Origin of the sequence: Herbaspirillum rhizosphaerae, assembly GCF_046025915.1 — a bacterium.
Classification (GTDB): domain Bacteria; phylum Pseudomonadota; class Gammaproteobacteria; order Burkholderiales; family Burkholderiaceae_D; genus Herbaspirillum; species Herbaspirillum rhizosphaerae_A.
In genome coordinates this window covers 43344-58819 of sequence record NZ_JAQQFR010000007.1, presented here as the reverse complement: position 1 = coordinate 58819, position 15476 = coordinate 43344, and the positions used below count along the sequence as shown (strand labels likewise).

Annotated in this window: 12 protein-coding genes; 6 read left to right on the top strand and 6 right to left on the bottom strand. The window is 56.7% G+C overall.

Going from position 1 to position 15476, the window contains the following annotated elements:
- Positions 1 to 48: 48 nt before the first annotated feature.
- From PQR63_RS12225 to PQR63_RS12205, 5 genes are all read right to left on the bottom strand, one after another.
- A complete protein-coding gene (locus PQR63_RS12225) occupies positions 49 to 1611 on the bottom strand; it encodes a methyl-accepting chemotaxis protein (protein ID WP_408168156.1) in 1563 nt (520 codons plus the stop codon).
- 75 nt (positions 1612 to 1686) lie between these two features.
- Positions 1687 to 2487 (bottom strand): BPSS1780 family membrane protein, encoded by an 801-nt coding sequence (locus tag PQR63_RS12220; RefSeq protein WP_408168155.1) that lies wholly within the window; start codon positions 2485 to 2487, stop codon positions 1687 to 1689.
- Between the two features lie 2 nt (positions 2488 to 2489).
- Positions 2490 to 3446: a homoserine kinase gene (locus PQR63_RS12215; RefSeq protein WP_408168154.1), complete on the bottom strand. Its 957-nt coding sequence runs from the start codon at positions 3444 to 3446 to the stop codon at positions 2490 to 2492.
- Between the two features lie 90 nt (positions 3447 to 3536).
- Positions 3537 to 3956, bottom strand: coding sequence for a DUF2782 domain-containing protein (locus PQR63_RS12210; RefSeq protein ID WP_408168153.1), 420 nt, complete (start codon positions 3954 to 3956; stop codon positions 3537 to 3539).
- Positions 3957 to 4138: 182 nt separating this feature from the next.
- The gene (locus tag PQR63_RS12205) at positions 4139 to 4885 is read right to left on the bottom strand and encodes an LOG family protein (protein ID WP_408168151.1); all 747 of its coding nucleotides are present in this window, start codon (positions 4883 to 4885) and stop codon (positions 4139 to 4141) included.
- Here PQR63_RS12205 and polA point away from each other — a divergent pair, their 5' ends adjacent.
- Together polA and PQR63_RS12195 are read left to right on the top strand one after the other, a co-directional pair.
- Positions 4886 to 7690, top strand: coding sequence for a DNA polymerase I (gene polA / locus PQR63_RS12200; protein ID WP_408168150.1), 2805 nt, complete (start codon positions 4886 to 4888; stop codon positions 7688 to 7690).
- A gap of 511 nt (positions 7691 to 8201) precedes the next feature.
- Positions 8202 to 9863: a methyl-accepting chemotaxis protein gene (locus PQR63_RS12195; protein WP_408168149.1), complete on the top strand. Its 1662-nt coding sequence runs from the start codon at positions 8202 to 8204 to the stop codon at positions 9861 to 9863.
- Here PQR63_RS12195 and PQR63_RS12190 read toward each other — a convergent pair.
- Positions 9820 to 10128: a hypothetical protein gene (locus PQR63_RS12190; RefSeq protein ID WP_408168148.1), complete on the bottom strand. Its 309-nt coding sequence runs from the start codon at positions 10126 to 10128 to the stop codon at positions 9820 to 9822. The two genes, PQR63_RS12195 and PQR63_RS12190, sit on opposite strands and share 44 nt — an antisense overlap.
- Between PQR63_RS12190 and PQR63_RS12185 the strand changes: the two genes are divergently transcribed.
- The 4 genes from PQR63_RS12185 (at position 10127) to PQR63_RS12170 (ending at position 15368) form a co-directional block, all read left to right on the top strand.
- A complete protein-coding gene (locus tag PQR63_RS12185; RefSeq protein WP_408168147.1) occupies positions 10127 to 11011 on the top strand; it encodes a dienelactone hydrolase family protein in 885 nt (294 codons plus the stop codon). The two genes, PQR63_RS12190 and PQR63_RS12185, sit on opposite strands and share 2 nt — an antisense overlap.
- Positions 11012 to 11165: 154 nt before the next feature.
- On the top strand, positions 11166 to 12728 hold the full coding sequence (locus PQR63_RS12180) for a GMC oxidoreductase (RefSeq protein ID WP_408168146.1): 1563 nt from the start codon (positions 11166 to 11168) through the stop codon (positions 12726 to 12728).
- Between the two features lie 535 nt (positions 12729 to 13263).
- Positions 13264 to 14208 (top strand): ABC transporter substrate-binding protein, encoded by a 945-nt coding sequence (locus PQR63_RS12175; protein ID WP_232512036.1) that lies wholly within the window; start codon positions 13264 to 13266, stop codon positions 14206 to 14208.
- A 164-nt stretch (positions 14209 to 14372) separates the two neighbouring features.
- Complete coding sequence (locus PQR63_RS12170; protein WP_408168145.1) at positions 14373 to 15368, top strand: isopenicillin N synthase family dioxygenase; 996 nt, start codon at positions 14373 to 14375, stop codon at positions 15366 to 15368.
- Positions 15369 to 15476 lie beyond the last annotated feature (108 nt).

The following is a 15476-nucleotide window of genomic DNA, read 5'->3' as shown; positions in this document are numbered from 1 at the left end:
CGCTACCAGCCGGTTTTTATACCTGTGCTCTGTACTCTTTGCCAGCGCTTATTTGTGCTGGAACTTGAACACCGAAATCGCTTGCATCAGGCGCCCGGTCTGCTCTTCCAGGCTGGCTGCTGCGGCGGCGGCTTGTTCCACCAGCGCGGCGTTCTGCTGCGTACTCTCATCCATATCGGTGACGGCCTGATGTACCTGTGTGATGCCGGTGCTTTGCTGCTGGGTGGCGACGGTGATCTCGTTCATGATGCCGGTGACGCGTTTGACCGAGTCGACGATTTCCGTCATGGTGCTGCGGGCATCGTCCACCAGGCGATTGCCGATGTCGACCTTTTCCACCGAGTCTTCAATCAGGGTCTTGATCTCTTTCGCCGCACCTGCCGAGCGTTGGGCCAAGCTGCGCACTTCGGAGGCGACCACGGCAAAGCCACGGCCTTGTTCGCCGGCGCGTGCCGCTTCCACCGCGGCGTTCAATGCCAGGATATTGGTCTGGAAAGCAATGCTGTCGATCAGGCTGATGATGTCGACGATTTTCTTCGACGATGCGCTGATTTCGCTCATGGTGCTGCCGGTCTTGGCGACCACGTCGCCGCCCTTGACCGCAATCGCCGAGGCCGACGCCGCAAGTTGATTGGCTTGCAACGCGCTGTCCGCATTTTGGCGCACGGTGGCAGCCAGTTGCTCCATGCTGGATGCGGTTTCTTCCAGATTGGAGGCTTGCGATTCAGTACGATGCGACAAGTCCATGTTGCCGGTAGCGATCTCGCGCGTCGCGCCGTTGATCGATTCGACGTTGGAGCGCACGTCACCGATGATGGCGGTCAGATTGATGTTCATCTGACGCAGCGCGCGCAGCAGGCGTCCGATTTCATCGTGACGATCGGATTCGATATTGTTCGACAGGTCACCGCCAGTGATGGCGTAAGTCGCCTTCAGCGCTGCCATCATCGGACGCACCAATGCACTGTGCAGCGCGTACCAAATGTACAGCGTGAGCACGATGGTCGCGACGCAGATGCCGGTGTTGAGTTTGCTGTGATCGGTAAAGAAGCTCGTACTCGCGGCAACCAGCTGCAGCGCCAGCATAATGCTCATCGACAGGTTGATGCGCGTATTGAGCTGGATCTTGCCGAGCTTGGCGATCCAGCCCTTCAGGCCGGTCTTGACCACATTGCCCTGCTCAATGGCGATGCCCTTGGCCTTGCCTTTGCGGATGTCGGCGTAGAGTTTTTCTGCCGCGGTAATATCTTGGCGCGACGGTTTTGTGCGCACGGACATATAGCCGATGACCTGGCCTTTTTCGCGAACCGGTGTGATGTTGGCCAGAACCCAGTAGTGATCTCCGCTCTTGCGGCGATTCTTGACCAGGCCGGTCCAGGGGATGCCCTTTTTTACCGTCGTCCACATGTCGGCGAAGGCTTGGGCGGGCATGTCGGGATGGCGCACGATGTTTTGCGGCGCACCCATCAGTTCTTCCTCGTGAAATCCGCTGACTTCGATGAAGTAGGGATTGACGTAGGTAATATTGCCCTTCAAGTCCGTTTTCGAAACAATGGATTTGCCGTCTTGTAGTGGATACTCGACATTGGTTACAGGCAGGTTCATCCGCATCTTTTTTCCCCGTGACAGAAGCGTTGTTATAGGCAGTTTATTTTCAAAAAGAAACATTTTCTTTTTGAAAACATTTTACCTTGCGCTGTCGTTGCTTTCAGGAACGGATGTTTCTTCGCGCTGCGGCCTGCCAAAGATCGCAGTGTATGTCGGGTAAAAAGAGCAATACATGACGACGGTCAATATTATCGACAATGGCAGCAAAATAAAAACGATGATCGTCATGTTGTTGATCAGCAATGCAACGATCGTGCTGACCGCCGCCGGCAGCAGAATGCCGATCACCAGCCACGCCAGTCCATACAGCAGAAAGGCTTTACCGGCGCGGCGTACAGCGAAGAAGCTGTAAAACAATGCCTTGCCCAGCGGCATGTCGTGCCAGGTGATCAACGGTGCGGCGAACCAGAATGCCATTGCCGCCGGGATATAAACGACAGCGGCCAATACCATTGCCAGACTGATATTGCTGCCTTCAATGTCTTTGGGGTTGAGTCCGCCGATGCCGGTCATGGCGTTCCAGAAGATGCCGCCGTCGACCAGCGCCGATACGCCCACCGCACCGAATGCCGCGAGCAAATACAACACGCCCAGGGCAAGCAGGGTGCGTAATGCCGGCGAGCGGAAACCGACCAGCAGCAAGTTGGGATAAACGCGCTTGCCTTCCTCGATGTGGCGGCAGGCTTGCATGAAGGACATCGCAAACACCGGCACCAGAATCAGCGGCAGCAATTGGCCGATGACCGGCACGATGCCCAGCGCCAGCATCAGAAACATGTAGCTGAGGAACAGCGTCGATACTTCAGCAGGTTGCTTGCGAAAGAGCGCAATGCCTTCCTTGACCCATAGCCAGCCAGTTTTTGCAGGCAATTTTTCCATAATCAGTTCAGTGGCGGATTGGCGTGCGTGACGCGCAATCTCAGAATACGTTCGAAGTGCGTAGGATCGTGCGGCGTCAGCATTTCGGCGGCGCGCGGAAGATAAAAATCGTACAAACGCGACAGCCAGAAGCGTAACGCAGCTGCACGCAAGGAGGCGTTCCAGGCTTGCTGTTCAGCGGGCGTAAATGGTCGCACTGCATGGTAGGCGTCGAGCATCGCTTGCACGCGCGGCAAATCAAGCGCGCCGGTCGGCAAGTCGATGCACCAGTCGTTGACGGTGACGGCCAGGTCGAACAGCCAAGTATCGCAGCCGGCAAAATAGAAATCGAAGAAACCGGTCAGGCGTGTATCGACAAACATCGCATTGTCGCGGAACAGGTCGGCATGCACCGGGCCGTTGGGCAATTGCGCATAGATGTCGGAGGCGGCAAAGTCTTCCTGGAACTGCATTTCCGTGCGTAACAGGTTTTGTGTTTCTTCATTCAGATACGGCAGCACTACCGGTGCCGTCTGGCGCCACCACGGCAAGCCGCGCAGATTAGGCTGGCGGATGCCGAAGTCTTTCGCCGCCAGATGCATCCTGGCCAGCATGGTGCCGACTTCTGCGCAATGCACGGACTGTGGCTTCGGTTGATACGCGCCTTCAAGTTTGGTAACGATAGCCGCGGGCTTGCCGTTGAGCGCATTGATGATGCTGCCGTTCTTGTTGGGGATCGGTGCAGGCACCAGCACGTCGCGTTGCGCCAGATGGCGCATCAGTTCCAGATAAAAGGGCAGTTGCTCGAAGCTCAGTTTTTCAAACAGCGTCAGGACGTACTCGCCGCTTTCGGTCGTGATGAAGAAATTGCTATTCTCAATACCGGAAGAAATGCCTTTGATGGCGAGCGCTTTGCCGAGAGAAAACTGGGAGATCCAGCCGGAGAGGTCATCCAGGCTGACCGGAGTAAAAACTGCCATGTGCGGAAATGATGAGGAACGATGAGAAGCTCAGGCGCTGATCACAGTGTTACGCGTGTGCGCAACAATGTTGTCGCCTGAGCGTATGGGTTACTTGCCGGAACTGTCGGTGTCGCCTTCTTTAGGCGTCTTCTTGCCACCCCAGTCAAATTCCTTGATCTGCCATTGTGCGTTGGTCGGCGGGCCGCTTTGTGCGTCACCTGGCGTGGAGCTGCCGAGCTGTTGCTTGGGTTTCAGGTAATACGTGCTTGGACCCGACTGAACCTTGATTTCCTTGGTCTGGCCGTGATCGCGGCGTTCTTCAATCTTGTTGCCGGAACTTGTGCCTTCGCCTGGCTTCTTGATGGTCACGGCAGGCGGTTCGCCTTCGTCCAGCGTTTGCAGTTCAGGCGGCGGTGGCGCGACAGCGGTCGGCGCAGATTGCGCCATCGCCAATGGCGACGCAAAACCGGCCGCAGTGGTGACGACAGCCAGCAGCGCGGCTTTCGACCAGATTTGTGTGAGGTTCATGATGATTCTTCTATGGAAGTTGAACGATATGCTGTCATTGTAACAAACCGCCCTTGCGAGCCCGCAGTTTGCGGCGCTTTCGCAAGGGGGGCGGCATGCTTCAAGATTACGCTGTTCTGCGTTGTCCTGTGCTAGTCAACGTTTTATCAACGTTGCTTACCAGGCAGTCTTGAAAACCAGCTTTAGAGATACATGCCGGTTTGCTGTTCGCTATCGCCGTCGGCGCCGGGCGGTTTTTGACGGGCCTCGTAGAATTTCTGGATGGCGATCACAACTTCAGCAGGATCGTCGATCACCTGCAGCAGATTCAGATCTTTTGCAGAAATCATGCCGTCGTCAACCAGGCGTGTACTAATCCACTCCATCAGGCCGGCCCAGAATTTGCTGCCGACCAGAATCACCGGCATCAGACGCGATTTGCCGGTCTGCATCAAGGTCAGCGCTTCGCTGAGTTCGTCCAGTGTGCCGAAGCCGCCCGGCAGCACCACATAGGCGTCGGCGTATTTGACGAAGGCAACCTTGCGGGCGAAGAAATGGCGGAATGACAAAGAGATATCCTGCCAGCCGTTGCCATGCTGTTCATGCGGCAGTTCGATGTTCAGACCGACCGATGGCGAGGCACCGTCGAAGGCGCCCTTGTTGGCTGCTTCCATGATGCCCGGGCCACCGCCGGAGATGACTGCAAAGCCAGCATCGGAAAGGCGTCGCGCGATATCGACGCACAAGGCATAATGCGGATCGTCTGCTTTCGTACGCGCAGAACCGAAGATGGAAACGGCAGGTCGCAGCTCCGACAGACGCTCGGTCGACTCAATAAATTCTGCCATAATCGTGAGTACATGCCATGACTCGCGTGCCTTCTTGGCGGTGGCGCGCTCGATGTCATCCACTTCCCGCAGTCGCGGTACATTTTTTCCTCTAAGTTCCATATGCAAAAAACCTTGTTGTTAGTTGATGGTTCCAGTTACCTCTATCGTGCATTTCATGCCTTGCCAGATATGCGTAACGCGGAAGGCGCGCCGACCGGTGCGTTGTACGGCATCATCAATATGTTGCGCCGACTGCGTAATGATTATCCTGCAAGTTACATCGCTTGTATATTCGACGCCAAGGGAAAAACGTTTCGTGACGACTTGTATACCGAGTACAAGGCTACACGCAAATCCATGCCTGAGGACCTGGCGTTGCAAATCGAGCCGATTCACGCCGCCGTGCGCGCGTTGGGCTGGCCGATTCTGATGGTTGAAGGCATCGAAGCCGACGACGTCATCGGTACGCTGGGTTTGCGCGCCGCTGAAGAAGGACTCAAGACCATCGTCTCCACCGGCGACAAGGACATGGCGCAACTGGTCAACGATCACGTCACGCTGGTCAACACCATGAGCAACGAAACCATGGACCGCGCCGGCGTCATCGGCAAATTCGGCGTGCCACCGGAACGCATCGTCGACTACCTCAGCCTCATCGGCGACACGGTCGACAACGTGCCCGGTGTTGAAAAATGCGGCCCCAAAACTGCCGTCAAATGGCTCACCCAATACGACTCGCTCGACGGCGTCATGGCCAACGCCGACAAGATCACCGGCGTGGTCGGTGAGAATCTGCGCAAGGCCCTGCCTTGGCTGCCACAGGCGCGTGTGCTGGTGACCATCAAGACCGACTGCGATCTGTCGGCGCATATGGGCACCATTCTTGATTCGCTCACCGTGCAGCCGAATGACAATGCCGCGCTGCGTGAGATCTTCAGCCGCTACAACTTCCGCACCTGGCTGCGCGAGCTCGACAGCGCAACTGATGCAGGCAATGCCAACACCAATACAGGCGCTGGCGCCAAGGCCGCTACTGCTGCAGATATTTCCAGCGCTACATCAGCATCGTCAGCATCGACAACAGCACAAGGCGGCCTATTCGATACCAGTGCTGCCATCGTCAAAGAATACGAAACCATCCTGACTGAAGTGCAGCTCGACGCATGGATAGAAAAAATCAACGCGGCCACGCTCACCGCAGTCGACACCGAAACCACCTCGCTGGTTCCCATGCAAGCACAGCTGGTGGGTATCTCCTTGTGCTGCGAACCGGGCCGCGCTGCGTACATCCCAGTCGCGCACAACTATCAGGACATGCCCGCGCAATTGCCGCGTGAACTCGTGCTGAACAAACTCAAGCCATGGCTGGAAGATGAGAGCAAGCCCAAGCTGGGGCAGAACCTCAAATACGATAGTCACATCTTCGCCAATCAGGGCGTGCAACTGCGCGGCATCGTGCATGACACGCTGTTGGAATCCTACGTCTTTGAATCGCATCGCACGCACGACATGGACAGCCTGGCGCTACGCCACCTCAATCGCACTACCATCAGCTACGTTGATGTGTGCGGCAAGGGCGCGTCGCAAATCACTTTCGATCAGGTTGAAATCGGCCGCGCCTCCGAATACGCCGCAGAAGATGCCGACGTCACGCTGGCGTTGCATCACGCCATGTGGCCGCAGATCGAACATGACGCCAAGCTGCGCTATATCTACGAAAATATCGAAGTGCCGACCTCCGTCGTGCTGCAAAAGATCGAACGCAACGGCGTGCTGATCGATGCCGACATTCTGGCGACGCAATCCGGCGAACTTGGCAAGCGCATGCTGGAAATCGAGCAGCAAGCTTATGAACTGGCAGGCCAGCCATTCAATTTGAATTCACCCAAACAGCTCGGCGAAATCCTGTTTGAAAAACTGCAATTGCCCATCGTCAAAAAGACCCCGTCCGGCACGCCCTCAACCGATGAAGAAGTTCTGCAAAAGCTGGCGGAAGATTACCCGCTGCCGAAGATCCTGCTCGACTATCGCGGCCTGTCCAAACTGAAGTCGACCTACACCGACAAGCTGCCCAAGATGGTCGACCCGACCACCGGTCGCGTGCACACCAACTACGCACAAGCCGTAGCGGTGACAGGGCGTCTGGCGTCCAACGATCCCAATCTGCAAAACATTCCGATCCGCACCGCCGAAGGCCGCCGCATCCGCGAAGCTTTCATTGCACCACCGGGCAGCACGATTGTCTCCGCCGACTATTCGCAGATTGAATTGCGCATCATGGCGCACATCTCTGAAGACGCGAACATGCTCAAAGCTTTCGCCGATGGCGAAGATATTCACCGCGCCACCGCGGCAGAAATCTTTGGTGTGGGTTTGAGCGACGTCACCAGCGAGCAGCGCCGCTATGCCAAGGTCATCAACTTCGGCCTCATCTATGGGATGAGCGCCTTCGGCCTGGCCGGCAACCTCGGTATTGAACGTGCCGCTGCGGCGATGTACATCGAGAAGTATTTTCAGCGCTTCTCCAGCGTCAAGCAGTACATGGACAACACCCGTCTTGAAGCTAAGTCGCAAGGTTATGTCGAGACTGTCTTCGGTCGCCGCCTGTGGCTACCGGAAATCAATTCGCCGAACGGCCCGCGCCGTCAGGGTGCAGAACGTGCGGCGATCAATGCGCCGATGCAGGGCACCGCCGCCGATCTGATCAAACTGGCAATGATTGCTGTGCAAGGCTGGTTGGAGCGTGACGGCATGAAGTCCAAACTGATCATGCAGGTGCACGATGAACTGGTCATGGAAGTGCCGGACGACGAGCTCGCCATCGTGCGTGAAAAATTACCTGAACTGATGAAAAATGTTGCTGACTTGAAGGTGCCTTTGCTCGCCGAAGTGGGGCAAGGAAAAAATTGGGACGAAGCTCATTAACAAGGTGGTGAAGCTACTGCGCGAGCCGGGCTTTGGCCTGCGGTGCTCGACGTACTCCAGTACGTCTGCGCTCCTCGGCCAAATCTCGAATCGCTCGCTACGCTTCACCGCCCTGTTAAACGTTGTATGAATGTCTCCTTTTTCGTTCGTTCCGAGTCATGTCGGTGTCGTGCCACCCCCCTTTCCCCGCTTGCCCTCCATTAACATTCCTGCGAGCATGTGCCGCATGGTGCAAAATATGCCGCAGCAGTGAATTTTCCGTACTTGAAATAAACACAATAAAAAAGAAGTAACGATAAAAGTTGCATCTTCGTCATCGCTCGATGACGTTGGGGACAAGCGAAACAAATTAAACAAAGTTAGACAAGAGACACGAAGCTGTTGTGCAGTGAAGTTGGCGGTGCGTCGACGGAAAACAAAAGCAAAGCAGGTCGACGTATTCGTAGTGCCGGCTTCAAGGCGCAGGGGCTTCTCGGGATCATCAGATCAGGTGGAAGAACGAGGAGGCGTCATGGTTGCAGGGATGAAAGTGGGAACGCGGCTGGGGTTGGGGTTCGCGTGGGTGGTGCTGTTGCTGATTCTGGTGACGGTGTTTGGTCTGTACAACATGGACCAGATGCAGCGGCGGTTTCTGGAAGTCGTGAGCGTCAATAATCCGGAATCCAAGCTGATCAGCGAGATGATGGAGACGGTGCAGGAGCGTTCGATTTCGTTGCGCAATCTGATGCTGCAGGGCGGCGCCGACGACATCGAAAAGGAAGCGGCTTACATCAAGGCGCAGACGCAAAAATATCTCACCGCAGAACAAAAACTGCGCAAGATGTTTGATACCGAACCCGGCACGCAGCCGGAAGAAAAGGCCGCGCTGCCAAAAATCAAGGCGCAGGCTGATACCGCACATAAGCTGATCGACCAGGCTGTCGATCTCGGTCTGAAGCGAGAAGCTTACGAACTGGCGCAATTCCTCAAAGAAGACTACTTGCCTGTGCAAAAAAAGTGGCAAGCAGAGCTGACTGCGCTCAATGTTCTTGAAGACAAACTGAATCAGGATGCAGCGCGCGACAGCACCAGCGCCTATGACGCTGCACGTTGGCTGATGCTGATTACCAGCGGGGTCGGCATCGTCACCGCACTGCTCGCAGCAGTATGGATCACCCGTAATCTGCTCAAAAAACTCGGTGGTGAGCCGGACTACGCCGTCAGCATCGCCGGTCAGATCGCCGACGGCGACCTCGCCGTCCATATCGAAACCAAAAAGGGCGATCAGGAAAGTCTGCTGGCCGCAATGAGCGTCATGCGCGACAAGCTCGCTGCCATCGTCACGCAAGTACGTGCCGGCTCTGAAACCATCAGCACCGCGTCCACTGAAATCGCGCGCGGCAATCTCGATTTGTCGACGCGTACGGAACAACAAGCCGGCTCGCTGGAAGAAACAGCTTCGTCGATGGAGCAGCTTAATTCCACCGTCAAGCAAAATGCCGAGAACGCCTTGCAGGCGAATCAGCTGGCGGTAGCGGCATCGGATGTCGCGGTGCAGGGCGGTAGCATCGTGTCGCAAGTGGTGGCGACGATGGAGTCCATTAACGCGTCGTCGCAAAAGGTCGTGGATATCATCAGCGTAATCGATGGGATCGCTTTTCAGACCAATATCCTGGCCTTGAATGCTGCGGTGGAAGCGGCGCGCGCCGGTGAGCAGGGGCGCGGTTTCGCGGTGGTGGCATTGGAAGTACGCAACCTGGCGCAACGCTCGGCCAGTGCGGCCAAGGAAATCAAAGTCTTGATCGGCGATTCGGTTGAGCGCGTTGGCGCCGGCAGCAAGCTGGTGGAACAGGCCGGTGTGACGATGAATGACATCGTCACCAGCATCCGCCGCGTGACGGATGTGATGTCGGAAATCACCAGCGCCAATACCGAGCAGAGCAGCGGTATCGAGCAGATTAACGAGGCCATCATCCAGATCGACGACATGACACAGCAGAATGCAGCCTTGGTTGAGCAGGCTGCTGCTGCCGCGCAGTCGTTGCAGGATCAGGCCGGCAATCTGACGCAACTGGTCAGCGTGTTCAAGCTGGACGGTCGCCACATTGGCATGGCACAACCGGAGCATACGGCACAGCGCACCATCGACATCACGCCGATGCATCCGGAGTTGCCGGATGCGGTGACGGCATAATCAAACGAATCACGCGAATGCGTTGCGTGTAGTGCAAATCATTCCACAACTCTTGTAGAATGCTCTGAGCAGGAAAAGCAGCACGGCCTGCCTGAAACAACATCAGGCGGGCCGTGTTTGTATCCGCCGTGCTATCGATTTTTGTTTGGCGTTTGTATGTTTTTTTAAATGCGGCGTCCCATGCAATACCGCCGTCGGCATGTTGCCAGGCGCCCATCATTCCCTCGCGCAATTCTGTTTTGAATTCTGAACTGGAGATTCTCATGAACGATCTGAAGAACGATGTCGACAGCCTGGTCGGTACCACCGGCCTGCTGGATGCCGGCAATCGCCGTACTTTCATCAAGACGGCTCTGGGTACCGGATTTGCCGCCGCAGTGCTGCCGGTGTGCGCGCAAACCATGATCAAGACCGACACCGCCGGTCTGACGGCAGGCGAGGTCAGCGTGATGGTCAACGGCACCAAAGTGCCGGCGTATCGCGCCCAGCCGGAAGGCAAAACCAATTTGCCGGTGATCTTTGTCATCTCCGAAATCTTCGGCGTGCACGAACATATTGCCGACATCGCCCGCCGTTTTGCCAAGTTGGGTTATTTGGCGATCGCCCCGGACTTTTTCGTGCGCCAGGGCAATCCGGCGATCTATCCGACCATTGCCGAACTGAACAAGGAAATCATCTCCAAGGTGCCGGACGAGCAGATCTTTGGCGACCTCGATGCCTATGTCGCCTGGGCCAAGGATAACGGCGGCAATCCCGACAAGATGGGGATCAACGGTTTCTGCTGGGGTGGTCGCGTGGTCTGGCTGTATTGCGCACGCAACCCGAAGATCAAGGCGGGCGCGGCCTGGTACGGCCGTATCGTCGGCGAAAAGACCGCGCTGCAGCCACAGCATCCGATCGATATCGCGCCGACACTGAAGGTGCCGGTGCTGGGTCTGTACGGCGGCAAGGATGGCGGCATTCCGGTCGCAACCGTGGAGCAGATGAAAGAAGCGCTGGCCAAGACAGGCAACAAATCGGAGTTCATCGTATTCCCCAATTCCGGCCATGCCTTTAACGCCGACTACCGTCCGAGCTATGTGGAAGCGGACGCCAAGGAAGGCTGGAAGCGCGCCACGGAGTGGTTCAAAGCGCATGGCGTGGGCTGATTGCCGGTGACCATCTGATCATCAATAAAATTTGAATCCGGTTCAATTGCATTGATGATATTGGCGTTGTTTTTGCGTCAATCCAGCGAGTTTTACGGAGCAGCAAAGGGATTTCAAGCAGCATCCTTTTCTCCGTAACTTCTGGATTGATCACATGCAGCGCAAGGACTTTCTCAAGCTCGGCGCCCTGGCCGCATTGGCGGCAGGCGCGCCGGGAACCATCGCCTCCGCACTAGCCGGGCGCAAGCAACTTCCGCCTGAACATCCCGTCATCATTGTCGGTACCGGCTATGGCGCTTCGGTGGCAGCGCTGCGTCTGGCGCAAAAAGGTGTGCGCGTGCTGATGCTGGAGATGGGCATGGAATGGCCCGTCACCTCCCGCCACGATACCTTCAGCAAGATGATGCCGCCGGACCATCGTTCGTCATGGCTCAAGGACGGCAGCATTGCGCCGTTCGGCAATATCTTCTCTTTCAAAAAATATACCGGCGTGCTGGATCGCATGGAGTTCGACGGCCTGAAAATTTATGCGGGTCGCGGCGTCGGCGGCGGTTCGCTGGTCAACGGTGGCATGGCGGTCACCCCCAAGCGTGCCTACTTCGAGGAAATATTTCCGGAGATTGACTCGGCAGAGATGTATGCGCGCTATTTCCCCCTGGCCAACCAGACGCTGAAGGCCAACCTCATCGCCCCAGCCTTCTTTGAGCGCTCCGAATGGTATCGATTTTCACGCGTTGCTCAGCAGCAGGCGCACAAGTCCGGTTACAAGACGACCTTCGTGCCCAACGTCTACGACTTCAACTACATGGAGCAGGAAGATGCCGGTACCGTCTATCGCTCGGCGCTGGGCGGTGAGGTCATCTATGGCAACAATGCCGGCAAGAACAGTCTCGACAAGACGTATCTCGCGGCAGCACGCAAGACTGGTCTGGTGGAGATTCTTACCTTGCATGAAGTTGCCGACGTCGCAGCCGAAGGCAACGGCTACAAGCTGGATGTCAATTGCATCGATACCTCCGGCGCCGTGGTGCAGACGAAGGTCTTCACCTGCAAATATCTTTTTGTCTGCGCGGGCAGTGTCGGCACCGCGTCCATTTTGCTCAAGGCCAAGGCGACAGGCGGCTTGCCCGATCTCAGCGAGGACGTCGGCAAATATTGGGGAAACAATGGCAACGTCATGACCGGCCGCAATTTCGTCAGGCCGGGAACCGGCGCCAGTCAATCCAGTATTCCCGTGATGGCAATCGACGACTGGAACAACCCTGCGCATCCGGTATTTGCCGAAATAGCGCCGCTGCCGATCGGACTGGAAGCATGGAGCACGCTTTACCTGGCCATCACGCGTAATCCCGATCGCGGTACTTTCATCTACGACAAAGCCAGCAAAGCGCTGCAATTGCGCCTGCCGGAGAATTTCACCAGGCAATCGGTGGCAGCGACCAGAAATCTCATTGATAAGCTCAACGATGGCAACGGCGGCACCATCGCGCATTTGCTGTTTCATAACGGCATTGGCGACGACATTTGCTACCACCCCCTGGGTGGCTGCGTGCTTGGCCGGGCCAGCGACATGTATGGCAGGGTCAAGGGATATCGGAATCTTTATGTCATTGACGGCTCCATGATTCCAGGCAGTACCGGGGTCAATCCTTTCGTAACGATCACCGCCCTGGCGGAGCGCTGCATCGCCGAGATACACAAAAAGGATTTCGCCTGACCGTGTGACACCGTGAGCGCCATTTTAGGGCGCGGTACGGCTGCTCTCTTCCTGTTTCGCACCAAGATGAGTGAGAAGGGTTGCTCAGAACCATACTTGCATGCGGCGCTTCGCTCGGTCTTCAGACGAAATCCGCATGCAGCTGGTCGTGGCACAAGCTTTGCTTATTCAAAAACTGAGTAGAAGCGGTTAGCGATCGGACATCATCCCGATCGTGGGACATTGCTCGTGAAGCCACTGGCGTTGCCGGTGGGCTGGTACTTCGTTCAATACGACACGAGAGAATGATGCTGCTAACTGTATTCAGGCCCCTCCGCCATTTCTGCTTGTTCCGCCGGCATGCCTTGCGGGCGCGTCAACTTCTTTGTTCTCCCCATTTCCTGTTTGCACGATCGGCCGACTTTGCGTCTGCCGGTCTTGTTGCGTCTTGCGACCGTATTGCACAGCGCATGCGGCGCCCGTTTTCTGTCAATCAACCCACTGAAAGGAAGGCATGATGAGCAAGCGACTACGTTGGACAAGCCTGGCGGCCGGCATGATGGCCATGGTCTGCCTGCATGCGGCAGTGCATGCGCAAGAGAAAGTGACCTTGCTGAGCAACTGGTACGCCCAGGCTGAACACGGCGGTTTCTATCAGGCCGTCGCCAAAGGGATCTATAAGAAATACGGCATGGACGTCACCATCAAGATGGGCGGACCGCAAGTCAACAACATGCAGATCCTGGTCGCCGGCCAGGCCGACTTCAGCATGGGTTATGACTTCACAGTGTTGAAGGGCATCGAGCAGGGTTTGCCGCTGGTGACGGTCGGCACTTCGTTTCAGTCCGATCTGCAAGGCATGATGACGCACGCTGATGTGCCTAATCTTGGTGCGCTGAAAGACAAGACGATTTTAGTGGCCGGTTCCGGTCAATCTAGCTGGTGGCCGTGGTTGAAAGCCAAATACGGCTACACCGACGCGCAATCGAAGGCCTACACCTTCAACCTGCAGCCGTTCTTCGCCGATCCGAATATCGTTCAGCAAGCCTATCCGTCGTCGGAGTTGTTCCAGGCGGAAAAGACCGGCGCCAAGGCTAACTTCTTCCTGTTCGCGCAAGAGGGCTATCCGCCTTACGGCACCACCATCATCACGCTGCAAAAGATGGTGGCGACAAAGCCTGATCTGGTGAAACGCTTCGTCAAGGCTACCGCCGAAGGCTGGAAGAGCTATCTGGAAGATCCGTCTGCGGGTAACGCGCTGATCAAGAAAGACAACAAGGAAATGGGCGACGAGCAACTGGCTTACGCGCTCAAGAAACTCAAGGAACTGAAAGTCGTCACCGGGGGCGACGCCGCCAAGCAAGGTATCGGCATCATGACGGATGAGCGCTGGAAGAAAACCTACGACACCATGGTGTCGACCGGTCTGCTGAAGGCCGATGTCGATTGGCACAAGGCGTACACCACGCAGTTCGTCAAAGACATGCATGTGATGCCTTAAGCGATAGCACAGAGAAACATCGTCGTTCCCGCGAAGGCGGGAACCCAGCGTCGTGTCTTATTCGACGTATTTGTGCGACGCGTAACGACACTGGGTCCTCGCGTTTGCGAGGACGACGGTGTTGATGTTGTGAGCATAGACAGAACTGACAGCGTGAGGACGCCATGATTCTCTACACACCACCCAAGACTGCGCAGCGCCTGCCGGTCATTGATTTCGCCGATGCGTTTTCCCAGGACCTCGGCAAGCGTGAAGCCGTCGCCTGGGAGATCCACAAGATCGCGCGCGACGTCGGCTTCTTTTATCTCATCAATCACGGCGTACCGCAAAGTCTGGTTGATGGGCAATTCGACTGGGCGCGCCGTTTCTTTGCTGCTCCCGATGCGGTGAAGCGCGGGGTCGACATGGCGCTGTCGCCCGCTGGTTTCGGCTATGAGCGTATCGGCACGCAGGCGCTGGATGATGGTCCGACCGATCTCAAAGAGGGCTTCCAGTTCGGTACCGATCTGCCGCTCGATCATCCTTATGTGCAGCAAGGCGTACTGCGCTACGGTCACAACCTCTGGCCGCAAGAGTTGCCCGGCATGCGCACGCATGCACAGCAATATCACGCCGCCATGAGCAGGTTGTCGCAGCGGCTGCTGGCAATTATTGCGCTGTCGCTACAATTGCCTGAAGACTTCTTTTATTTCGCACTCGGCACACCGATCGCCACGCAGCGCATGCTGCATTACCCGCCACAGCCTGCCGACGCCCAGCACAACCAGATCGGCGCCGGCGCCCATACCGACTGGGGGCTGGTCACCATCCTCGCACAAGACGACATCGGCGGTCTGGAAGTGCGTAACGCCGATGGCGATTGGGTACGCGCGACGCCGATCCATGGCAGTTTCGTGGTCAATATCGGTGACCTGCTGCAGCGCTGGAGCAACGACGTTTATCACAGCAACGCGCACCGCGTGCGCAACGACAATCCGGTGCCGCGTTATTCGCTGCCGTTCTTCATGGATGGCGACCATGCGGTCACGGTGTCGTGCCTGCCGTCATGCTGTTCCGATGAACATCCGGCGCGCTATGCGCCGTGCACCATCGGTGATTACCTCGCACAAAAAGTACGAGAAACCTTTGGCGCCGCCAGCGTACTGGCTGCGACATCGTAGTTTGATCAGATCGAATTTGCGGCGAAGGCGACCATGATGGCGCGCCGGCCGCTTGGCCTTGTCCCTGCAAGCGCAGAACGACATGGCCGGTTTTAAAGGAGTTTGCAC